General features: G+C 39.6%; 13 protein-coding genes and 2 pseudogenes. 7 read left to right on the top strand and 8 right to left on the bottom strand.

The features are described from left to right. Positions 1-355, top strand: a pseudogene (locus tag AC5JMK_RS04870) (hypothetical protein); the annotation flags it as partial. Between the two features lie 35 nt (positions 356-390). Here the strand turns inward: AC5JMK_RS04870 and AC5JMK_RS04865 are convergent. After that, entirely contained in the window at positions 391-1,704 is a 1,314-nt protein-coding gene (locus tag AC5JMK_RS04865; RefSeq protein ID WP_495909509.1) for a GAF domain-containing sensor histidine kinase, read from the bottom strand. Between the two features lie 365 nt (positions 1,705-2,069). Between AC5JMK_RS04865 and AC5JMK_RS04860 the strand changes: the two genes are divergently transcribed. Continuing rightward, the gene (locus AC5JMK_RS04860; RefSeq protein WP_096677993.1) at positions 2,070-2,387 is read left to right on the top strand and encodes a DUF3155 domain-containing protein; all 318 of its coding nucleotides are present in this window, start codon (positions 2,070-2,072) and stop codon (positions 2,385-2,387) included. A 629-nt stretch (positions 2,388-3,016) separates the two neighbouring features. Here the strand turns inward: AC5JMK_RS04860 and AC5JMK_RS04855 are convergent. Together AC5JMK_RS04855 and AC5JMK_RS04850 are read right to left on the bottom strand one after the other, a co-directional pair. Then, the gene (locus AC5JMK_RS04855) at positions 3,017-3,544 is read right to left on the bottom strand and encodes a cofactor assembly of complex C subunit B (RefSeq protein WP_096677994.1); all 528 of its coding nucleotides are present in this window, start codon (positions 3,542-3,544) and stop codon (positions 3,017-3,019) included. A 63-nt stretch (positions 3,545-3,607) separates the two neighbouring features. Beyond that, positions 3,608-3,955, bottom strand: a complete 348-nt coding sequence (locus tag AC5JMK_RS04850) for a PadR family transcriptional regulator (RefSeq protein ID WP_096677995.1) — start codon at positions 3,953-3,955, stop codon at positions 3,608-3,610. 698 nt (positions 3,956-4,653) lie between these two features. On the opposite strand from AC5JMK_RS04850, the gene AC5JMK_RS04845 reads away from it, so the two are divergent. From AC5JMK_RS04845 to serS, 3 genes are all read left to right on the top strand, one after another. Next, the gene (locus AC5JMK_RS04845) at positions 4,654-5,223 is read left to right on the top strand and encodes a DUF3611 family protein (protein ID WP_096677996.1); all 570 of its coding nucleotides are present in this window, start codon (positions 4,654-4,656) and stop codon (positions 5,221-5,223) included. Between the two features lie 196 nt (positions 5,224-5,419). Next, positions 5,420-5,644, top strand: a complete 225-nt coding sequence (locus AC5JMK_RS04840; RefSeq protein WP_096677997.1) for a hypothetical protein — start codon at positions 5,420-5,422, stop codon at positions 5,642-5,644. 304 nt (positions 5,645-5,948) lie between these two features. Beyond that, entirely contained in the window at positions 5,949-7,229 is a 1,281-nt protein-coding gene (gene serS, locus AC5JMK_RS04835) for a serine--tRNA ligase (RefSeq protein WP_096677998.1), read from the top strand. 113 nt (positions 7,230-7,342) lie between these two features. Here serS and AC5JMK_RS04830 read toward each other — a convergent pair whose 3' ends face one another. The 3 genes and pseudogenes from AC5JMK_RS04830 to AC5JMK_RS04820 all read right to left on the bottom strand — a co-directional run bounded on the left by AC5JMK_RS04830 (position 7,343) and on the right by AC5JMK_RS04820 (position 11,027). Beyond that, positions 7,343-7,522 carry a replication restart DNA helicase PriA gene (locus tag AC5JMK_RS04830; RefSeq protein ID WP_071589118.1) on the bottom strand — a complete coding sequence of 60 codons (180 nt, stop codon included), beginning with the start codon at positions 7,520-7,522 and terminating at the stop codon, positions 7,343-7,345. A gap of 780 nt (positions 7,523-8,302) precedes the next feature. Further along, positions 8,303-10,219 (bottom strand): excinuclease ABC subunit UvrC, encoded by a 1,917-nt coding sequence (gene uvrC, locus AC5JMK_RS04825; RefSeq protein WP_495909508.1) that lies wholly within the window; start codon positions 10,217-10,219, stop codon positions 8,303-8,305. A gap of 278 nt (positions 10,220-10,497) precedes the next feature. Beyond that, a pseudogene (locus tag AC5JMK_RS04820) lies at positions 10,498-11,027 on the bottom strand (response regulator). An 800-nt stretch (positions 11,028-11,827) separates the two neighbouring features. Between AC5JMK_RS04820 and AC5JMK_RS04815 the strand changes: the two are divergent. Next, a complete protein-coding gene (locus AC5JMK_RS04815; RefSeq protein WP_016858954.1) occupies positions 11,828-12,247 on the top strand; it encodes a pentapeptide repeat-containing protein in 420 nt (139 codons plus the stop codon). Between the two features lie 102 nt (positions 12,248-12,349). On the opposite strand, the gene AC5JMK_RS04810 is transcribed toward AC5JMK_RS04815, so the two are convergent. Beyond that, positions 12,350-13,234, bottom strand: coding sequence for a LysR family transcriptional regulator (locus AC5JMK_RS04810; protein ID WP_495909507.1), 885 nt, complete (start codon positions 13,232-13,234; stop codon positions 12,350-12,352). 168 nt (positions 13,235-13,402) lie between these two features. On the opposite strand from AC5JMK_RS04810, the gene ilvD reads away from it, so the two are divergent. Further along, positions 13,403-15,088: a dihydroxy-acid dehydratase gene (gene ilvD, locus AC5JMK_RS04805; RefSeq protein WP_495909506.1), complete on the top strand. Its 1,686-nt coding sequence runs from the start codon at positions 13,403-13,405 to the stop codon at positions 15,086-15,088. Positions 15,089-15,204: 116 nt separating this feature from the next. On the opposite strand, the gene AC5JMK_RS04800 is transcribed toward ilvD, so the two are convergent. Then, a complete protein-coding gene (locus AC5JMK_RS04800; protein WP_495909505.1) occupies positions 15,205-15,561 on the bottom strand; it encodes a hypothetical protein in 357 nt (118 codons plus the stop codon). Positions 15,562-15,599 lie beyond the last annotated feature (38 nt).

Raw genomic sequence — 15,599 nt, 5'->3', positions numbered from 1 at the left:
AACAATAACTCTACTACGGAAAGCCCTCTTTATTTTGGCGAAGGTATTGACCAATGGTCAGGATTATCAAATCAACGCTGCTTCTGAAGTGATTACCAAAACCGAAACCGTCAAAAAAGGTATTAGTACTGGTGCAATATTGAAGAATACTGTTTTAGGTGCAGGTGCAGCAACAGCAGTTTCTGCGGTTACAGGCGATCGCGCCATTGCAACAGAAGAGGTTTTGGGTGGTGCTGGTATTGGTGCTTTAATTGGTCTATTCTTCGGTAGAAATAGTGTTGACCTAATCGCCATTGACCCAGACACTGATCTGCAAATGACCATCGGTCAAAACTTCCAAGTATCACTTAGATAGTTAGTTGTTGGTTGTTGGTTGTCACTTATTTACCATTATCCATGAGCAATTGGCAACCACACAATAAAAGTAGTTCCTGGTGTTTGAGGTGATGTAATAGCTGAGTTTAAAGCAGGACTTTTTACTTCAATTTCTCCCTGCATCTGTTCTATTAGTTGTTTAGCAATAGCTATCCCTAACCCTGTTCCAGGAATTTTAGTTTGAGCTTGTACACCCCGGTAACGGCGTTCACCCAGATGTTCCAAATCTTGAATTGGAATACCGGGACCTGTGTCTGTAATTGCAACTCCTTGCAAATTGTCTTTTTGTTGTCCCGCTTCTATTAATATCTTGCCGCCCGCAGGAGTGTATTTTAAAGCATTATCGATGATGTTACTAAACACTTCTGTTAACGCTTTACAGTTAGCGCGTACTAACGGTAAATGAGATGGAATGTTTGCTGTAATTTGCAGGTTACGTTCTTGAGCTATTGCTTGTGCTGAAACTAACAATGGTTGCAATATCTCAGCTATATAGCAATCTGCTTCTTTCTCTCCTGTTCCTGGTAGTAATAAAGCTGGTTTGTGTTCTTTTTCTACAGTTGCTTCTACAAATATTTCTTGTTGTTCTGGTAGTTTCAAAGGCGCTAAATTTTCTACCCCCAAATCAATCACTTCATCAAATTTCTTCAATAATTCTTGTAGGCGATCGCTCTCTCGGACTATACTTTCTGCGACTTCTCGGTTAGCGTCTCCTGGTCGCAATCGTTTTAGAAGCAGCTTGCCAAAAGTTCGCAGTGCTGTCAGAGGATTACGAAATTGATGCAAAAGATTATCTAGTAAATCCTGCTGTTTTTCTTGCAGGATTTGTTGTTGATGCAACTGCATCTCCAACCATGTGCGTCGCTGATCTAAAATGCAGGCTATAGCCAATGTTCTAGCTATACTTTCGATGCGATCGCGTTCCTGTTCATTCCATGTTCGGTCTTCTCTAGCTGTTACTAGTAAGCCCATGACTACATCTTCATAGACCAGAGGTAAAACTATTTTGTCGCCGCTTAATAGATACTCCTCTTGTACGTTTTGTGAAGTTCTATCTTCGGTCTTATCATTTAATGAGGTAGGAAAATCTTTTGCTGCTGTCAATAACTTTTGATTCAGTTTTGGTAATGCTAAAGCATTTGCACGTTGAACTCCAACCGCCGTTTCCGGATAAACCACCAGTGGAATCAATTTCGCTTCATTTGTTGGAGCCTCTACCAATTCTTGTGTTAAATATACAACACTCAAAGACGCTCCTAGCCCTTGGACTAGTAACGCCATTTGCTCTCGACACAGAGCAATAAACTCCGAACTGGCAGACATTAACATTTTTTAGCTCTTGCTCACAATTGGGACAAAAATAAATACGAGGACAAAGTGTGAGTTCTATATTTAACAAAGCCTAACTATATTTTGCAACTAATGTCATTGATCTCCAGGCTGAAAATAGGACTCCTCCTACACCCCTATACCCTTAAACCCCTACACCCACTTTCAAGCTAGAAGCTGAGTCAGTGCCAATCAACAACACGGTTTATAAATACTTACTAAATAATTTATCTACTTTAAAATAAATTATGTTCTTTGTATCAAAACTTTAAAAACAGTTGATTTTTTGAGCTAGAACTTTTATAATTACGACGGATTTTGTAGCTATAACTACAATCTGTAGCTTTGAAGAGGAGGAAAAAAGGTTGGCAAGGAGACGAAAGCGGAAAAGCCGTCGTCGGCAGGAAGGACGGCGTATCTTAGAGCATGTGCCCCAATATAGCATTGAAAGTGGCGAAGAGAAACCTGTGACAGCAGCCAGAAAATTTATTCAAGCTGAAGGGATCTTGCCACCCGCTTTGCTGCTCGTAAAACGCAACGAACATACAACAGATCGATATTTTTGGGCTGAAAAGGGTTTATTTGGTGCTCAGTATGTAGAAGAGAATCATTTCCTATTCCCAAGTCTGAGAACCTTAGAACCTGCTCCGGTTCAAGAGTCGGTAGCATTAGTTAGTCGCTAAAAGATTCAAGGCAATTTGTAGATTGTGATTGTGGCTTTTGACAATTATTAACTGGCAAAATGCTCAAGATATCTAAAAATTTAATTTTTTTTTAATTTTCGGCTAATTTGCCAGTCAACTTTAGTGGTCTGGATAAGATTAATCAAATCCTGTCAAATCTTTAGTATTTGTAGGATCATGTTTGGACTACACAATGATGTATAAAAAGCGGGAATATAGCAACTCTTCCGTAAGCAAGGATTCACATCATACTTAGTGGTCATGCTTAAGAGCTAGTTCTCTACGGGAGTATCCCAATTTTTTTATCCAACCCCTACCCTATTGGGGGACGGCGATGTTCATATCGCCCGTGCCTTACCCACATGTCTAATGCCTACGGTGTACACACATCTCTATGCTGGATCTGAATGCAAAATGTGGTTTTATTCCCCTAAATTCCTCTTTCTTGGAAAGGGGGATTGGGTGTCAAAAGCCTGTGAAGCAATTCTAAAAGACTTATGTGTACACCGTAGATGTCAAAAAATATAGCTTACTCTCCACGAGGATTTAAATCCTCGTGGATAATAATGCTTATGTGCTATTTCCAATAAATGCTGGTGATTTGGAAATCGTAACTGCAACTTGGGTTGTTAGGTAGATTTTAGTTTTAATACCCTTTTTAACTCAATCAGTTCATCTCGATGGGCAGTAACAGTAATAGTACTTGAGGATGGTGATTCGCTCTGGGTTGTTTCTACTTTCAGCGATACCTTCTCAAGTTTTTCAGCTTTTTTCCAGTAGAAAATTCCGCTCAAGGGCGATAGCAATATCATCCCTAGAAAAAAAAGACTCAGGCTAGGAAAAAGTTGTGACAAAACCAGTGATAGACAAAGAATACCAGTAGCAGCTAGCACAGTCAAAAATATGGCTAAAAACCAACTGGGACGAACATTGCCTTCAAAAATCACTTGGTTTTGTTCTGGGTCTACCGCCGCCACCCGGTAAGACCGCACTCGAAAATACTCCCTTAATTGAGACATTAAAGTAGCTTCGTCTTGTTCAGATACCAGTTGTGCTACTTCTGTACGGTCTTTAGTAGAGGCACGAATAAAGAAAAATAATCCGACCGATAATAACAAAGTAAGCACCAACGTGGATGGCAGAATGGCGGTATCCATAATAGTGAGTTTTTACTGCTTGATTGGAGGGGACTTATTCATTATTCATTATCAATGTATTCGTTAATTTGTCCTCCCATTTATATACTGTTGCCAAAGACGAGCTAAATCTTGCGCTTGTGGAGTCCACTCTGAAGAAACTTGGTACATCCGCCGGGGACGTCCGCGTCCTTCGAGTTTTTTCCAATAGCCTGTGATTGCCTTGTAGTCTTCGAGAAACTTAATCGCACTGTAAAGTACTGTATCCGAAAGGCGATAGTTGGGATATTCAGTTTCTAAGCGTTGGATTAACTCGGTTCCGTAAGACTCCCCTTGTAATAAAACGTACAAGATATAACAAACTGCTAGTTCTTGACAAAGGTAAGTTGGCGGAGGATTCTCAAAGAATTGATATATATCCTCAAGTTTCATGGTTAGTAAAGAATTGCTAAAACAATGCCCAAGGGTTAAGCCTACAATATCTTTTGTGAGTATATAGTGCTACTCCCCATTTGGGTAAGTATATAACGCTACTTAGGCTAATTTGGCAAGGCGCACACAATAAAATCATTAACCCAAGTTTGTAAGCGTGGGGACAGCACTACGATCACCAGAAATAATTCCAGTGACAGCGCCTGATTCATGCGCCAGCTTCGGAAGTGCAAAATAAATGCACTTCTTTCTGCCTCAAGCTCTAGGCAGTGTGATGAGGAGCAAACAGACAACGGTTTTGACCATTATCTTTGTGTTAAGTGATGCCGAGCGTGTGAGGACTGTTCAAGCATAAATTGTTGCTTTAGCAATTTTAAAGGTTAATTGCAAATTTTTCTGTAAAACTTAATAAACACTTTTTTTACAGCGATCGCACCAGTATAAATCTTTAAATATCAAGCATAAGTTAATATCCATGATTTTCAACCCTTGCAGCTCTTGACACATTCAAGGTCACGTAGTCTACTGAATTTTTAGACTTGTCACTAATCTTAAAGGCTATTGGTTATATACCCATTTGAACAATAATTGCGACAGATGGATAGTCCAAAAGCTTATCCAGTCAACATTTACCAATCCAAAATAGTATTAAGTGTCATAGTTAATTTATCAAATCCTCCAGCACATAGGTAATCACTATGTCAGTAGACTCTCAATCATCTTCCTCTCGCCGCCAGGAAATTGCTAAAATCTTTCGCCTCGTTGGTTGGATTAGCTTTTGGATTCAGCTAGTACTAGGCGTAGTTTCTACAATTATTGTGTTGTTATATGGTGTTTTTAGCCAAAGACCTGGTAGTCCAAGTAATAACCCAGGTAATGGATTTGGTGTATTTCTGGCAGTTTGTGGACTAGTTACCTTGGGTATAGGTGTATATTTGGCTTTCCGCTACACCCGCATTGGCAGACAGCTATTATCTTCCAATCCTAGTAATCACCCTAGCAAATTAGAAACAGTCCAAGTTTTACGGCTAGGACTATTGGTGAATTTAGTCGGAATACTGTTGACTCTGTTAGGAGCGCAGGCGATCGTTGGTACTCTAGTAGCAAGGTCTATATCTCCCCAAGCAGTTACTACACAATTGTTTGACCCCAACCGCGTTATTAGTGGTCTAGATATGCTTGTGGTACAAGCAAACACTAATACTGTCTCTGCTCACTTCGCTGGACTTGTAGGGTCCATTTGGCTACTCAATCGTATTACTCGCTAGGTGAAGAGTAAACAAAAATTAAAAATTTGAAGGAGGAATAAGGGAGTCAATCCAAAATCCAAAATCGAATGACTCATTTGCGGAATCATCCCTGTTGAGTGTGGAGACTAATACATGTTCCTGACACACACATCCTACTAGGGACTGATACAAGTCAAGTCAACGAGGTGATATTAGAAATTGGAGGTCTAACACGATGAGAGAATTACAAACTTGGAGATTTGGGATACAGTTCCTTTTCAGTACAGTAATGATAGGTCTTTGTACTTTTCAGCTTGTCAACGATAAAACTAAAGAAAATCAGACATTGTATTGGAGTGGTTTAAGTACTGTGCTAGCCTATTGGCTACCTTCTCCTTCTAGTACTCAAGAAGAGAATTTCAGCCAACCTAAAGCAAACCAAGAAGAAAGGCAATCTTAAGAAATATATAATTTTTATAATTCAGCGATAGTTAAGCGATCGCAGTATTAAAATAATCAAAATATTGGTACAACTGATATAATAAGAGATCAAAGAATTGCCCTAGAAATGCCTAAAATGAATTGCAGTGTGATAGCCCTGGCGGTGATGCTGGGGCAAAATTTTGGCAAATAACTTTCACACGTGGGTGCAGGGATATATTGTGAGTTAGAAATTTGCATATTTCAATTCTGAATTCCTCATAAGTGCTTCCAGGTTGATCTGTGCCTTCTGTCTTTTTAATACTAAAAACTGAGAAAAATCTGTGCTGGATATTAAGCAAATACGGGAAAATCCACAATTTGTACAACAGAGGTTGAATACTCGTGGTGGTAACTATGATATTCAGCCGATAGTAGATTTAAATAAACAACAACGTGAATTGGAGGGTAAGCGTAGTCAACTCCAAGCGCGTAGTAATGAAATTGGTAAACTGGTTGGGCAAAAGATTAAATCTGGGACAAATCCTCAAGATCCAGAAATTCAAACCTTGCGGGATGAGGGTAACTCTGTTAAAGCCACATTAAGCGAACTCGAACCCCAGGAAAAAGAAATCATTGCCAAAATCCAAGAACTAGTACTTGCACTCCCTAATTTGCCTAGTGACACCACACCCATGGGCAAAAATGAAGAAGAAAACGTCGAGGTACGGCGCTGGGGTGATGAGTACATTCCACAAAACGCGAATATTATCCCACACTGGGAACTTGGGGAAAAGTTAGGTATTCTCAACGTCGAACGTGCTGTGAAAGTTGCCCAAAGTCGCTTTGTGACGTTGATTGGGGCTGGTGCAGCACTAGAGAGGGCATTAATTCAGTTTATGCTGAATCGCCAAACAGCAGCAGGATATGTAGAAGTTATTCCTCCGTTTTTAGTTAACAGTGCTTCGCTGACAGCTACAGGACAACTACCCAAGTTTGCGGAAGAAAGCTTTAAATGTGCTGATGATGATTTGTGGCTTATCCCCACAGCTGAAGTACCCGTAACCAACCTTTATAGGGGTGAAATTCTGGCTGGGGAAGATTTACCTATTTATCATTGTGCTTACACTCCCTGTTTTCGCCGTGAAGCTGGGAGTTATGGGCGGGATATGCGGGGATTAATTCGGCTGCACCAATTTAATAAAGTAGAATTGGTAAAATTTGTCCATCCCAGCACTTCTTTTGAGGAATTAGAAAAATTAGTAGGTAATGCAGAGGCTATTTTACAAGCTTTAAAGTTGCCTTATCGAATCATTAATTTATGCACTGGGGATATAGGATTCCATTCTGCTAAAACCTATGACTTAGAAGTTTGGCTTCCTTCTTCTGGTAAATATCGGGAAATTTCCAGTTGTTCTAATTTTGTAGACTTCCAAGCGCGACGGGCTGATATTCGCTTTAAAGAAGCTGGTAAAAAAGGAACACAGTTAGTGCATACCCTCAATGGTTCTGGGTTAGCTGTGGGACGAACTATGGCAGCAATTTTGGAAAATTATCAACAAGAAGATGGTACGGTACGAATACCGGAAGCCCTACAACCGTATTTAGGACGGGAAGTTTTGTAATTCTGGTTGGTGGTTAATAAGGTGTGTTACGCTATCGCTAACACACCATTATTGACGGTGCGTTACGACGCTAATAGCACGAAAACTCGGTTTAGATATCACGAAGAAATTAATTATCGTCGTGCATAAATTCCAGGAGCATAAGCTTCGATTACTTTCCCTGTAAGTGTGCAACATACCATTAAGTAGTCACAGTTTTGGCATTGCGTCCGAGTTAATTGTCTATCCAAAATATAATATCTTTCTCCTTCACTACCACAGTTTGGACAGTGAATTTTTTGTACTGTCTGCATTTGATAACCTCTGGCCAATCATCATAATTTGGTTGTTTGTAAAAGCTGTGAATATATCAATGTCACTAAATTTTTAGTTTGACATTTTTGACAAAAATCATTTTTTTATTTTTTTGGGTAATATCAAGCTAATCTATAAAAGGTTAATAGTCGATATATTTTTTATTATCTTAATATTTCTACTCTATAACCATCCTACTTTAGATATAAAATTTATTTTTCTCTGTCATAAGCTTATAGAAACAGTGATCCCTAAGTGTAATGCTTTGATATTTATAGTTTTACAGTCATTTTCAATATTGTCTGTCAGTATAAACTTGGGGTTTTATTCAAAAAAGTGAAAACTTTGATAAGCATCTTAATTAGAGCCTCACTATTACTTATCACCTCTCGGCTGAAATGATAGTAGTCCTTATATTTCGGACTTTGTGTGTTTGCCTAAACTTTTCTACTTGAGTAGAAATAGTCTCTAAATATAGATTCATCATGAAATGCTTTGACAAACAGTAGCGTTAGTAACAAATAGATAAAAAATTAACACTTTATTAGTTCTAGTAACAAAGTGTGAACTTTTAGCTGATATCAATTTTTTGTTGCTATGGGAGTTATGATTAAACTCTTGTGAGAAAATTTAAGGAAATATTTCGATTAATAGATGAATACCATTAGCAGTGTTTGCTAATCTAATGATTAGTAATGGGTAATGGGTAATGGGTAATGGATAATGGGTTTTCCCAGTTATCAATTACCCATAATTTCTTATGATTTCATGTGTTTACTTCAAGAAGGATGAAAATAATCATAGATTTCTTGAGCCAAGCGTGAACCAATTCCAGAAACTTCAGCCAGTTGTGCAGGTGTAGCTTGCCGAATATAATCAACAGAACGAAAATGTCCCAAAAGTTGCTTTTGGCGATGGTGTCCTAAACCTGGAATTTCATCTAAACGCGATCGCTTCAATTGATCACTGCGTTGTTGACGATGAAAACTCACAGCAAACCGATGCGCTTCGTCTCGCAAGCGTCGCAATAGCTGAACTCCTGACTGTTCTGCGTCAGTAGAAAGTGATTCAGACTCTCCCGGTAGAAAAATTTCTTCTCGCTTTTTCGCCAGACTAATCACACGCAAGTCTTCCAATAAATTCATTTCTTGTAAGACTGCTACAACTGATGATAGTTGACCTTTACCACCATCGATCATAATTAAATCCGGCCAGTCTGGATTCCCAAGGCGTTGTAATTGTGGATCTTCAGCATACTTGCGAAAGCGACGTCCAATCACTTCGGTTAAACTCGCAAAATCATCTGAGTGTCCGACTGTAACGGTAGGATTTTTAATTTTGTAATGACGATAGTGTTGTTTTGCAGGTAAACCGTCAATAAATACAACTTGAGAAGCTACTGCATTGGAACCTTGGATATGAGAAATATCATAACCTTCGATGCGGTGGGGTAATTCAGGTAAGTCGAGGATAGTAGCTAAATCTTCCATCGCTTGTTGATTGCGATCGCTCAATTTTTGCATTCTTTGCAATTCGTACTGAGCATTTCGCTCTACCATCTCAATTAATTCTGCCTTAGTTTGGCGCTGGGGAGCCACTATCGTCACTTTTCTACCTTTACGCTGTGTTAGCACATCTGCCAAAATATCGGGTTCTGGCAATTCGTACTGCACTAAAATTTCTGTAGGAATTTCCACCGCTTCGGCAGTTTGGTAGTGTTCTTCCAAGACACGTTGTAAAATTGCTCCCATTAACCCCCCCTCGTTCCCTCCTGCAAGCGGGGGGGATGAAAGGGTTGTTACTTCTGCGACAAACGCCAAACGTCCAACTAATTTCCCTGCTCGAATTTGGAATAATTGAATGCAGGCGTGTTGAGTGTCGGCTGCTAGTGCGATCGCATCGCGAGAAACTGTATCATCTGGTAAGGATACTTTTTGATCAGCAGTCAGAGACTTTAAACCATTAATTTGATCGCGAAATCGCGCCGCAGCTTCAAAATTCAACAATTCTGCTTGCTTGTGCATTTGTTCTGTGAGAATATCGATGAGTTCACTGCTTCTTCCTTGGAACACCATCGCCACTTTCTGCACAATTTTGCGATACTCTTCGGGGGAAATCAGCGACTGACATACACCCGGACACCGTCCTAAATCGAAATTTAAGCAAGGACGATCTTTAAATAGTGGTTGCGGACGCTGACGTAAAGGAAATATCCGTTTGCACAAGCGCAAAATCTCTCGCAGTGTGTGAGAATCTGTATAAGGGCCATAATATTTATCTTTTTGGTTACTAAGTAGGCGTTTGCGGGTGATATAAATCCGTGGGTATTCTTCTGACCAAGTGATGCAAAGATAAGGATACTTTTTATCATCTTTGAGTAGTACGTTGAAGTATGGCAAGTGTTGCTTGATCAGATTCGCTTCTAGTGCCAAGGCTTCAGCTTCAGTATCAGTGACAATGAATTCAATTTCTGTCACTTGTCTTACCATTGTGGCTATACGTTCGCTCAGTTTCTGTGATTCCCGAAAATATGAACGAACACGCGATCGCAGCTTTCGTGATTTACCTATATATATAATGCGATCGCTCCCGTCTCGCATCAAATATACTCCCGGTTCTGGCGGAATTTCGGCTAGACGATTTTCTAGGCGTTGCGGATCTTTGATTAGAGATAGTGTTTGAGCAGATGTTGTCACAACCAGAGCTTGGTAATTTTACATTTTACCTATATTTATTTTAAGTACCGCCTCGGAATAAATTCCGAGGCGGGATACAGTTTCAACATGAAAATTTTTGACTTGTGTGTACACCGTAGCTTATTAAGGGGAGAGGCTTTAAAAGAAGATTTTAATTTTTCTCTGCTTGTATGAAACCACCCTGCGCCCCTAATCCCCAAAGGGGGTCCCGAGTTCCCCAACCCTAAGCGCTTGCGCTTAGGGTGTGCGTAGCGCGGGTGGGGTCTTTCTGTACCTCTTTAAAATGAAATCTGCTGTAGATATTGGCAAGCTAACTCTTCTTCAATTGCCATAACTAATTCAGTTAAATTTATCGGTTTGACGAAGTAGCGACGCGCTCCTAATTTCATAGCTTTTTCCTGATCTGCTTTAAAAGCAAATGCTGAAACCACAAATATAGGTAAGCTGTTCAGCATTTAAATCGAGCGAGCAATCTCGACACAGTAAGCAGTATAGCTCTCAAAAATCCTAGTTTAAATGCACATCAGCTTATGTATTTTAAGTCTGCTTTTTGTTCTTTTTTTGCTAGCAGAGAGTAACCATCAATATCTGGTAGTTTCAGGTCTAATAAAATTAAATCAGGTTTAAAGTTTTCTATTGTATCAAAAAATTTAGAACCTTCTGGAAAACTTTGGACTTCATATCTACAATAACTAAGATAGTCACTCAGTAGCATTCTATTGATGTCATTATCTTCTATTAGTAATATTCTTTTTTTCCCTCTATGTGATGGGAACTGTTGTTTAATAGTAAGTAATTGGGCTGTCATTTTTATCTAGTGGTTGTAGGCTAAAAGCAAATAAAATTTACCATAGTTACAAATATATGATATGTGCTTAAAAATATACTTATTTAAAATTAGTTACAAACACAAAACAAATTATATTTAGCTGCATGGTTATTTAATGCTTACTAAAATATTAACTCAAAACATAAATTTAATTTTGAATTAAAAAAAATAATAAAATTTGTATAAATATGTTGTAACTCATAGCTTTTTCTTAAACTCATCATGATGGGTATTCCAGATACAAATGATAATAAGTATCATCAGAAGGGGGGCTACGAGAATGAGAATAGTTAAGATTATCAACTTCTACTATATTTCTTAACTATGTATTTTTACACTCTGCTCCTAAGCAGATTTAACTAGCATACTCCATAAAATTACAAATGGCAGTAGAGGGTTAAGAAGATAAAGGTATGGGAGGCTAAAACTTTTTGTGAGTAAGGATAGAAACAAAAAAAGGAGCTAGCTAGTCCTGTTATCTGTCTGTAGTGTGAGAGCAGCAGCTTGTATTATAATTGTGCTTTTTTTTGCTGGCGTTGTGTAACACAAACACCAACGATACTTAATAGAGCAAGCATAACTGAGGATTCTGGGATGTGAGAGTATAGGCAAGGAATGTATGGATGTACGGAAAAGCCAGATTTTCATCCTTGGTGGTGAAATGACTAATGATCATATTTTGTTTTAAAAAAATATTAAGTAACACAAATAACTGATACATTCTGTGATGCGATCCACACTATATATTAAAGATGTAAAGGAGTTTTAAAGCGATCGCAATGCATATAGACGAACTTCTCAGACGTTATCAGTCAGGAGAAAGAAATTTCAAAGGTGCAAACCTCATTGGTGGTTACTTGTATGGTGTAAATCTGAGTGGAGCAAACCTACAAGGAGCGTCTTTGAGTGAAGTTGATTTGAGCGAAGCAAACCTCACAGGAGTAAACCTTAGAGAAGCATCTCTAGTGAGAGCCAACCTCACAAAAGCCAACCTCACAGAAGCTAATCTCAATGGAGCAAATCTGTTTGAAGCCAAGCTAACAGGAGCTACCTTGCACGGAGCACATCTAAAAATGGCAGACTTGATAGATGCAGATTTTACTGCTGCCAACTTAGAAAAAGCTAATTTGTATGGTGCATATTTAACTGGAACTTTGTTGCAGGGTGCAATAATGCCAGATGGCACAATTTATCAGTGAGTCAATTGATTTTAAATTTTGGATTGGTTCCACTGATGGAATCTGGGGGCATGGAATTAATTATCTAATGTTTCTGATATTTTGAAATAATTACTTACACCCTTAGTTTTTTACTTCCCTAACAACAGTAAGAAATTGCCGCATTACTGGTGTTATTTCTCCTACTTTCCACACGACTGCTGTTTCTACTAACGTTATTGTTTGGGCGATCGCTCGATACACAACACCCGTACGCCGAAGATTTTGCAACGAAGCAGGCACAATTGCAATTCCCATCCCCGCCGAAACTAACCCAATTATTGTTTGCATTTGAATAGCTTCTTGAGCAACTTTTGGTGTGAAATTAAATTCCGCACACAAAGCCATAATTTTGTCGTAAAGTCCAATTCCCAAATGACGCGGAAATAAAATAAACAATTCATCCGCAAGCGATCGCACTGCAATTTTTTCTTGTTTAGCTAAAGAATGATTTGCAGGTAAAGCCACAACCAAATTTTCTTGCTGAATACACTCCCAAGCAAAGCTGTCATCTTCTAAAGGTAAATGCACAAAACCAACTTGGATACGATGATTTTGCAAAGCCTTTTCTTGTTCTGCTGTCGTTAACTCCTGCAATATCAATTCCACCCCCGGAAACTGCTGGCGAAAAACTTGCAAGATAGCAGGTAAAATATCATAAGTCACAGAACTAATAAATCCTATCCGCAATTGTCCTGTTTCACCCCTACCAGTGCGCCGTGTTAACTCGATCGCCTCCTCAAGTTGCGCTAGCAGTTGATAAGCTGACTGTAAAAATACCCTTCCTGCTTCCGTCAACTGTACCTGTCGCTTAGTTTTGCGCTGAAACAACTCCACCCCTAACTCTGTTTCAAGTTGGTGAATTTGCTGACTTAAAGGTGGTTGCGCTATGTGTAATCGTTCAGCCGCTCGGCTGAAGTGTAGTTCTTCCGCCACAGCAATAAAATAGCGCAGGTGTCGCAGCTCCATAGTTTTAATATTCTAAAAGTTTCAATTATCAACAAATATATATTGGACATCTGAAAAATATCTGCGTACGATACTTTCATAACAGATGGGTAAAGGGAAAGGAAAATTTTTATACTTTTCCTGATTTCTGCTATCTAATAATTCAGGAGTTCTACAGAAAATATCAAAATGTCAGAAAATTTGAGAAGCAAAGTTGTCACCCAAGGAGTACAGCGATCGCCTAACCGTGCCATGCTGCGGGCTGTGGGTTTTCAAGATCAGGATTTTTCTAAAGCCATTGTTGGCATTGCTAATGGTTACAGTACCATTACCCCTTGTAATATGGGGATTAACAAACTGGCACAAAGGGCAGAAATTGGTATTAAGAATGCCGGAGCAATGCCACAAATTTTTGGCACAATTACCATTAGCGATGGTATTTCCATGGGAACCGAGGGAATGAAATACTCCTTGGTATCGCGAGAAGTAATTGCTGATTCGATAGAAACTGCCTGTAATGGCCAAACAATGGATGGGGTGCTGGCAATTGGCGGTTGTGATAAAAACATGCCAGGAGCAATGATTGCGATCGCCCGCATGAATATTCCTGCCATTTTCGTTTATGGCGGTACGATTAAACCTGGACACTACAACGGACGCGACTTAACCGTCGTCAGTTCTTTTGAAGCAGTAGGCGAATACAGCGCTGGGAAAATAGGCGAAGATGAGCTTTTGGCAGTTGAACGCAGCGCCTGTCCTGGTGCTGGTTCCTGCGGCGGAATGTACACAGCTAACACCATGTCCTCTGCCTTTGAAGCAATGGGGATGAGTTTGCCGTACTCTTCGACAATGGCAGCAGAAGATGAAGAAAAAGCCGATAGTACAGAAAAATCGTCATTTGTCTTAGTAGAAGCCATTCGTAAGCAAATTTTACCCCGTCAGATCATCACACGTAAATCGATTGAAAATGCGATTTCTGTGATTATGGCAGTAGGTGGTTCTACAAATGCTGTGCTGCATTTTTTGGCGATCGCCCATGCTGCTGGCGTTGAACTGTGTCTTGATGATTTTGAAACTATCCGCGCTCGTGTTCCGGTTTTGTGTGATTTGAAACCAAGTGGTAGATATGTAGCTACGGATTTACACAAAGCTGGTGGTATTCCCCAGGTCATGAAAATGTTACTTATGCATGATTTGCTACATGGCGATTGCTTAACGATCACAGGTCAAACCATTGCAGAAGTATTAGCAGAAGTACCAAACGAACCTTTGTCAAACCAAGATGTGATTCGTCCTTGGAATAAACCGATGTATATTCAAGGACACTTGTCTGTCCTTAAAGGTAATCTAGCCACAGAAGGGGCAGTCGCAAAAATTACTGGTGTCAAAGTCCCGAAAATTACTGGATCAGCACGAGTTTTTGAATCTGAAGAATCTTGCTTAGATGCTATTCTTGCCAAAAAAATCAATGCTGGTGATGTGATTGTGATTCGTTACGAAGGCCCCAAAGGCGGCCCCGGAATGCGAGAAATGCTTGCTCCCACCTCAGCAATTATCGGGGCTGGTTTAGGCGATTCCGTGGGATTAATCACCGATGGCAGATTCTCCGGTGGTACTTATGGGATGGTTGTCGGACATGTTGCACCAGAAGCAGCTGTCGGCGGTGCGATCGCATTAGTAGAAGAAGGCGATACCATCACTATTGATGCTCATGCCCGTTCGTTACAACTGCATCTATCTGATGAAGAATTAGCTCGTCGTCGTAAAAATTGGCAACCTCGTCCACCCCGTTATACTCAGGGTGTGCTAGCCAAATATGCCAAGTTGGTATCTTCTAGCAGTCTTGGTGCGGTGACAGATTTAGATTTGTTTTAATATTCCCAGTTCTCTGCCTTTACCTCCTGATAGTTTTGGTCTGCCTTTAATTGGAGAAACAATACCGTTTTTACAGAAAAAGGTAAGCTTTCAAAGATTATTGAGCCAGGCTAATGCTATCTAGGATAAGAAATACCATTAATCTGGCGATCGCCTATATATAGTCCAAGAGATTGAGAAGATGAGGAGTTAGATTGTGATACTTGAGTGGGCTGCTGCAAACTCAAAACATTACTAGAGTTACTGAAATTAACAACACTTTGAGTTTGATTGTAATATGGTGTCACATTAGAGGATGTTGTAGGGGTAACAGATGTTACCGCAGATGTAGGTGATTGGAGGCTGGGTGTAGAGAGGTTTGTATATTGGTTAGGAATGTTATTTGTACTATTATTTACGGGAGTGATCGCATTACTATTGAGCATCGTCGTTGATGCTAAATTTTTATTGGGTAACAATAAGCTGTTCAGCATTTAAATTGGGTATAATAAAAAGCCGAATTCAGTAAAAA

It is taken from the genome of Pelatocladus sp. (assembly GCF_059505505.1).
Note: the sequence above shows the minus strand (reverse complement) of the source record. Positions and strands in the feature narration are given on the sequence as shown.

What these genes read in the sequence shown, in the direction of transcription:
- AC5JMK_RS04830 (WP_071589118.1), bottom strand. Translation starts at nt 7,522, where the DNA reads ATGCAGACAGTACAAAAAATTCACTGTCCAAACTGTGGTAGTGAAGGA.
- AC5JMK_RS04840 (WP_096677997.1), top strand. Translation starts at nt 5,420, where the DNA reads ATGAGAGAATTACAAACTTGGAGATTTGGGATACAGTTCCTTTTCAGT.
- AC5JMK_RS04810 (WP_495909507.1), bottom strand. Translation starts at nt 13,234, where the DNA reads ATGGAGCTGCGACACCTGCGCTATTTTATTGCTGTGGCGGAAGAACTA.
- AC5JMK_RS04845 (WP_096677996.1), top strand. Translation starts at nt 4,654, where the DNA reads ATGTCAGTAGACTCTCAATCATCTTCCTCTCGCCGCCAGGAAATTGCT.
- ilvD (WP_495909506.1), top strand. Translation starts at nt 13,403, where the DNA reads ATGTCAGAAAATTTGAGAAGCAAAGTTGTCACCCAAGGAGTACAGCGA.
- AC5JMK_RS04815 (WP_016858954.1), top strand. Translation starts at nt 11,828, where the DNA reads ATGCATATAGACGAACTTCTCAGACGTTATCAGTCAGGAGAAAGAAAT.
- AC5JMK_RS04855 (WP_096677994.1), bottom strand. Translation starts at nt 3,544, where the DNA reads ATGGATACCGCCATTCTGCCATCCACGTTGGTGCTTACTTTGTTATTA.
- AC5JMK_RS04865 (WP_495909509.1), bottom strand. Translation starts at nt 1,704, where the DNA reads ATGTTAATGTCTGCCAGTTCGGAGTTTATTGCTCTGTGTCGAGAGCAA.
- AC5JMK_RS04800 (WP_495909505.1), bottom strand. Translation starts at nt 15,561, where the DNA reads ATGCTGAACAGCTTATTGTTACCCAATAAAAATTTAGCATCAACGACG.
- AC5JMK_RS04850 (WP_096677995.1), bottom strand. Translation starts at nt 3,955, where the DNA reads ATGAAACTTGAGGATATATATCAATTCTTTGAGAATCCTCCGCCAACT.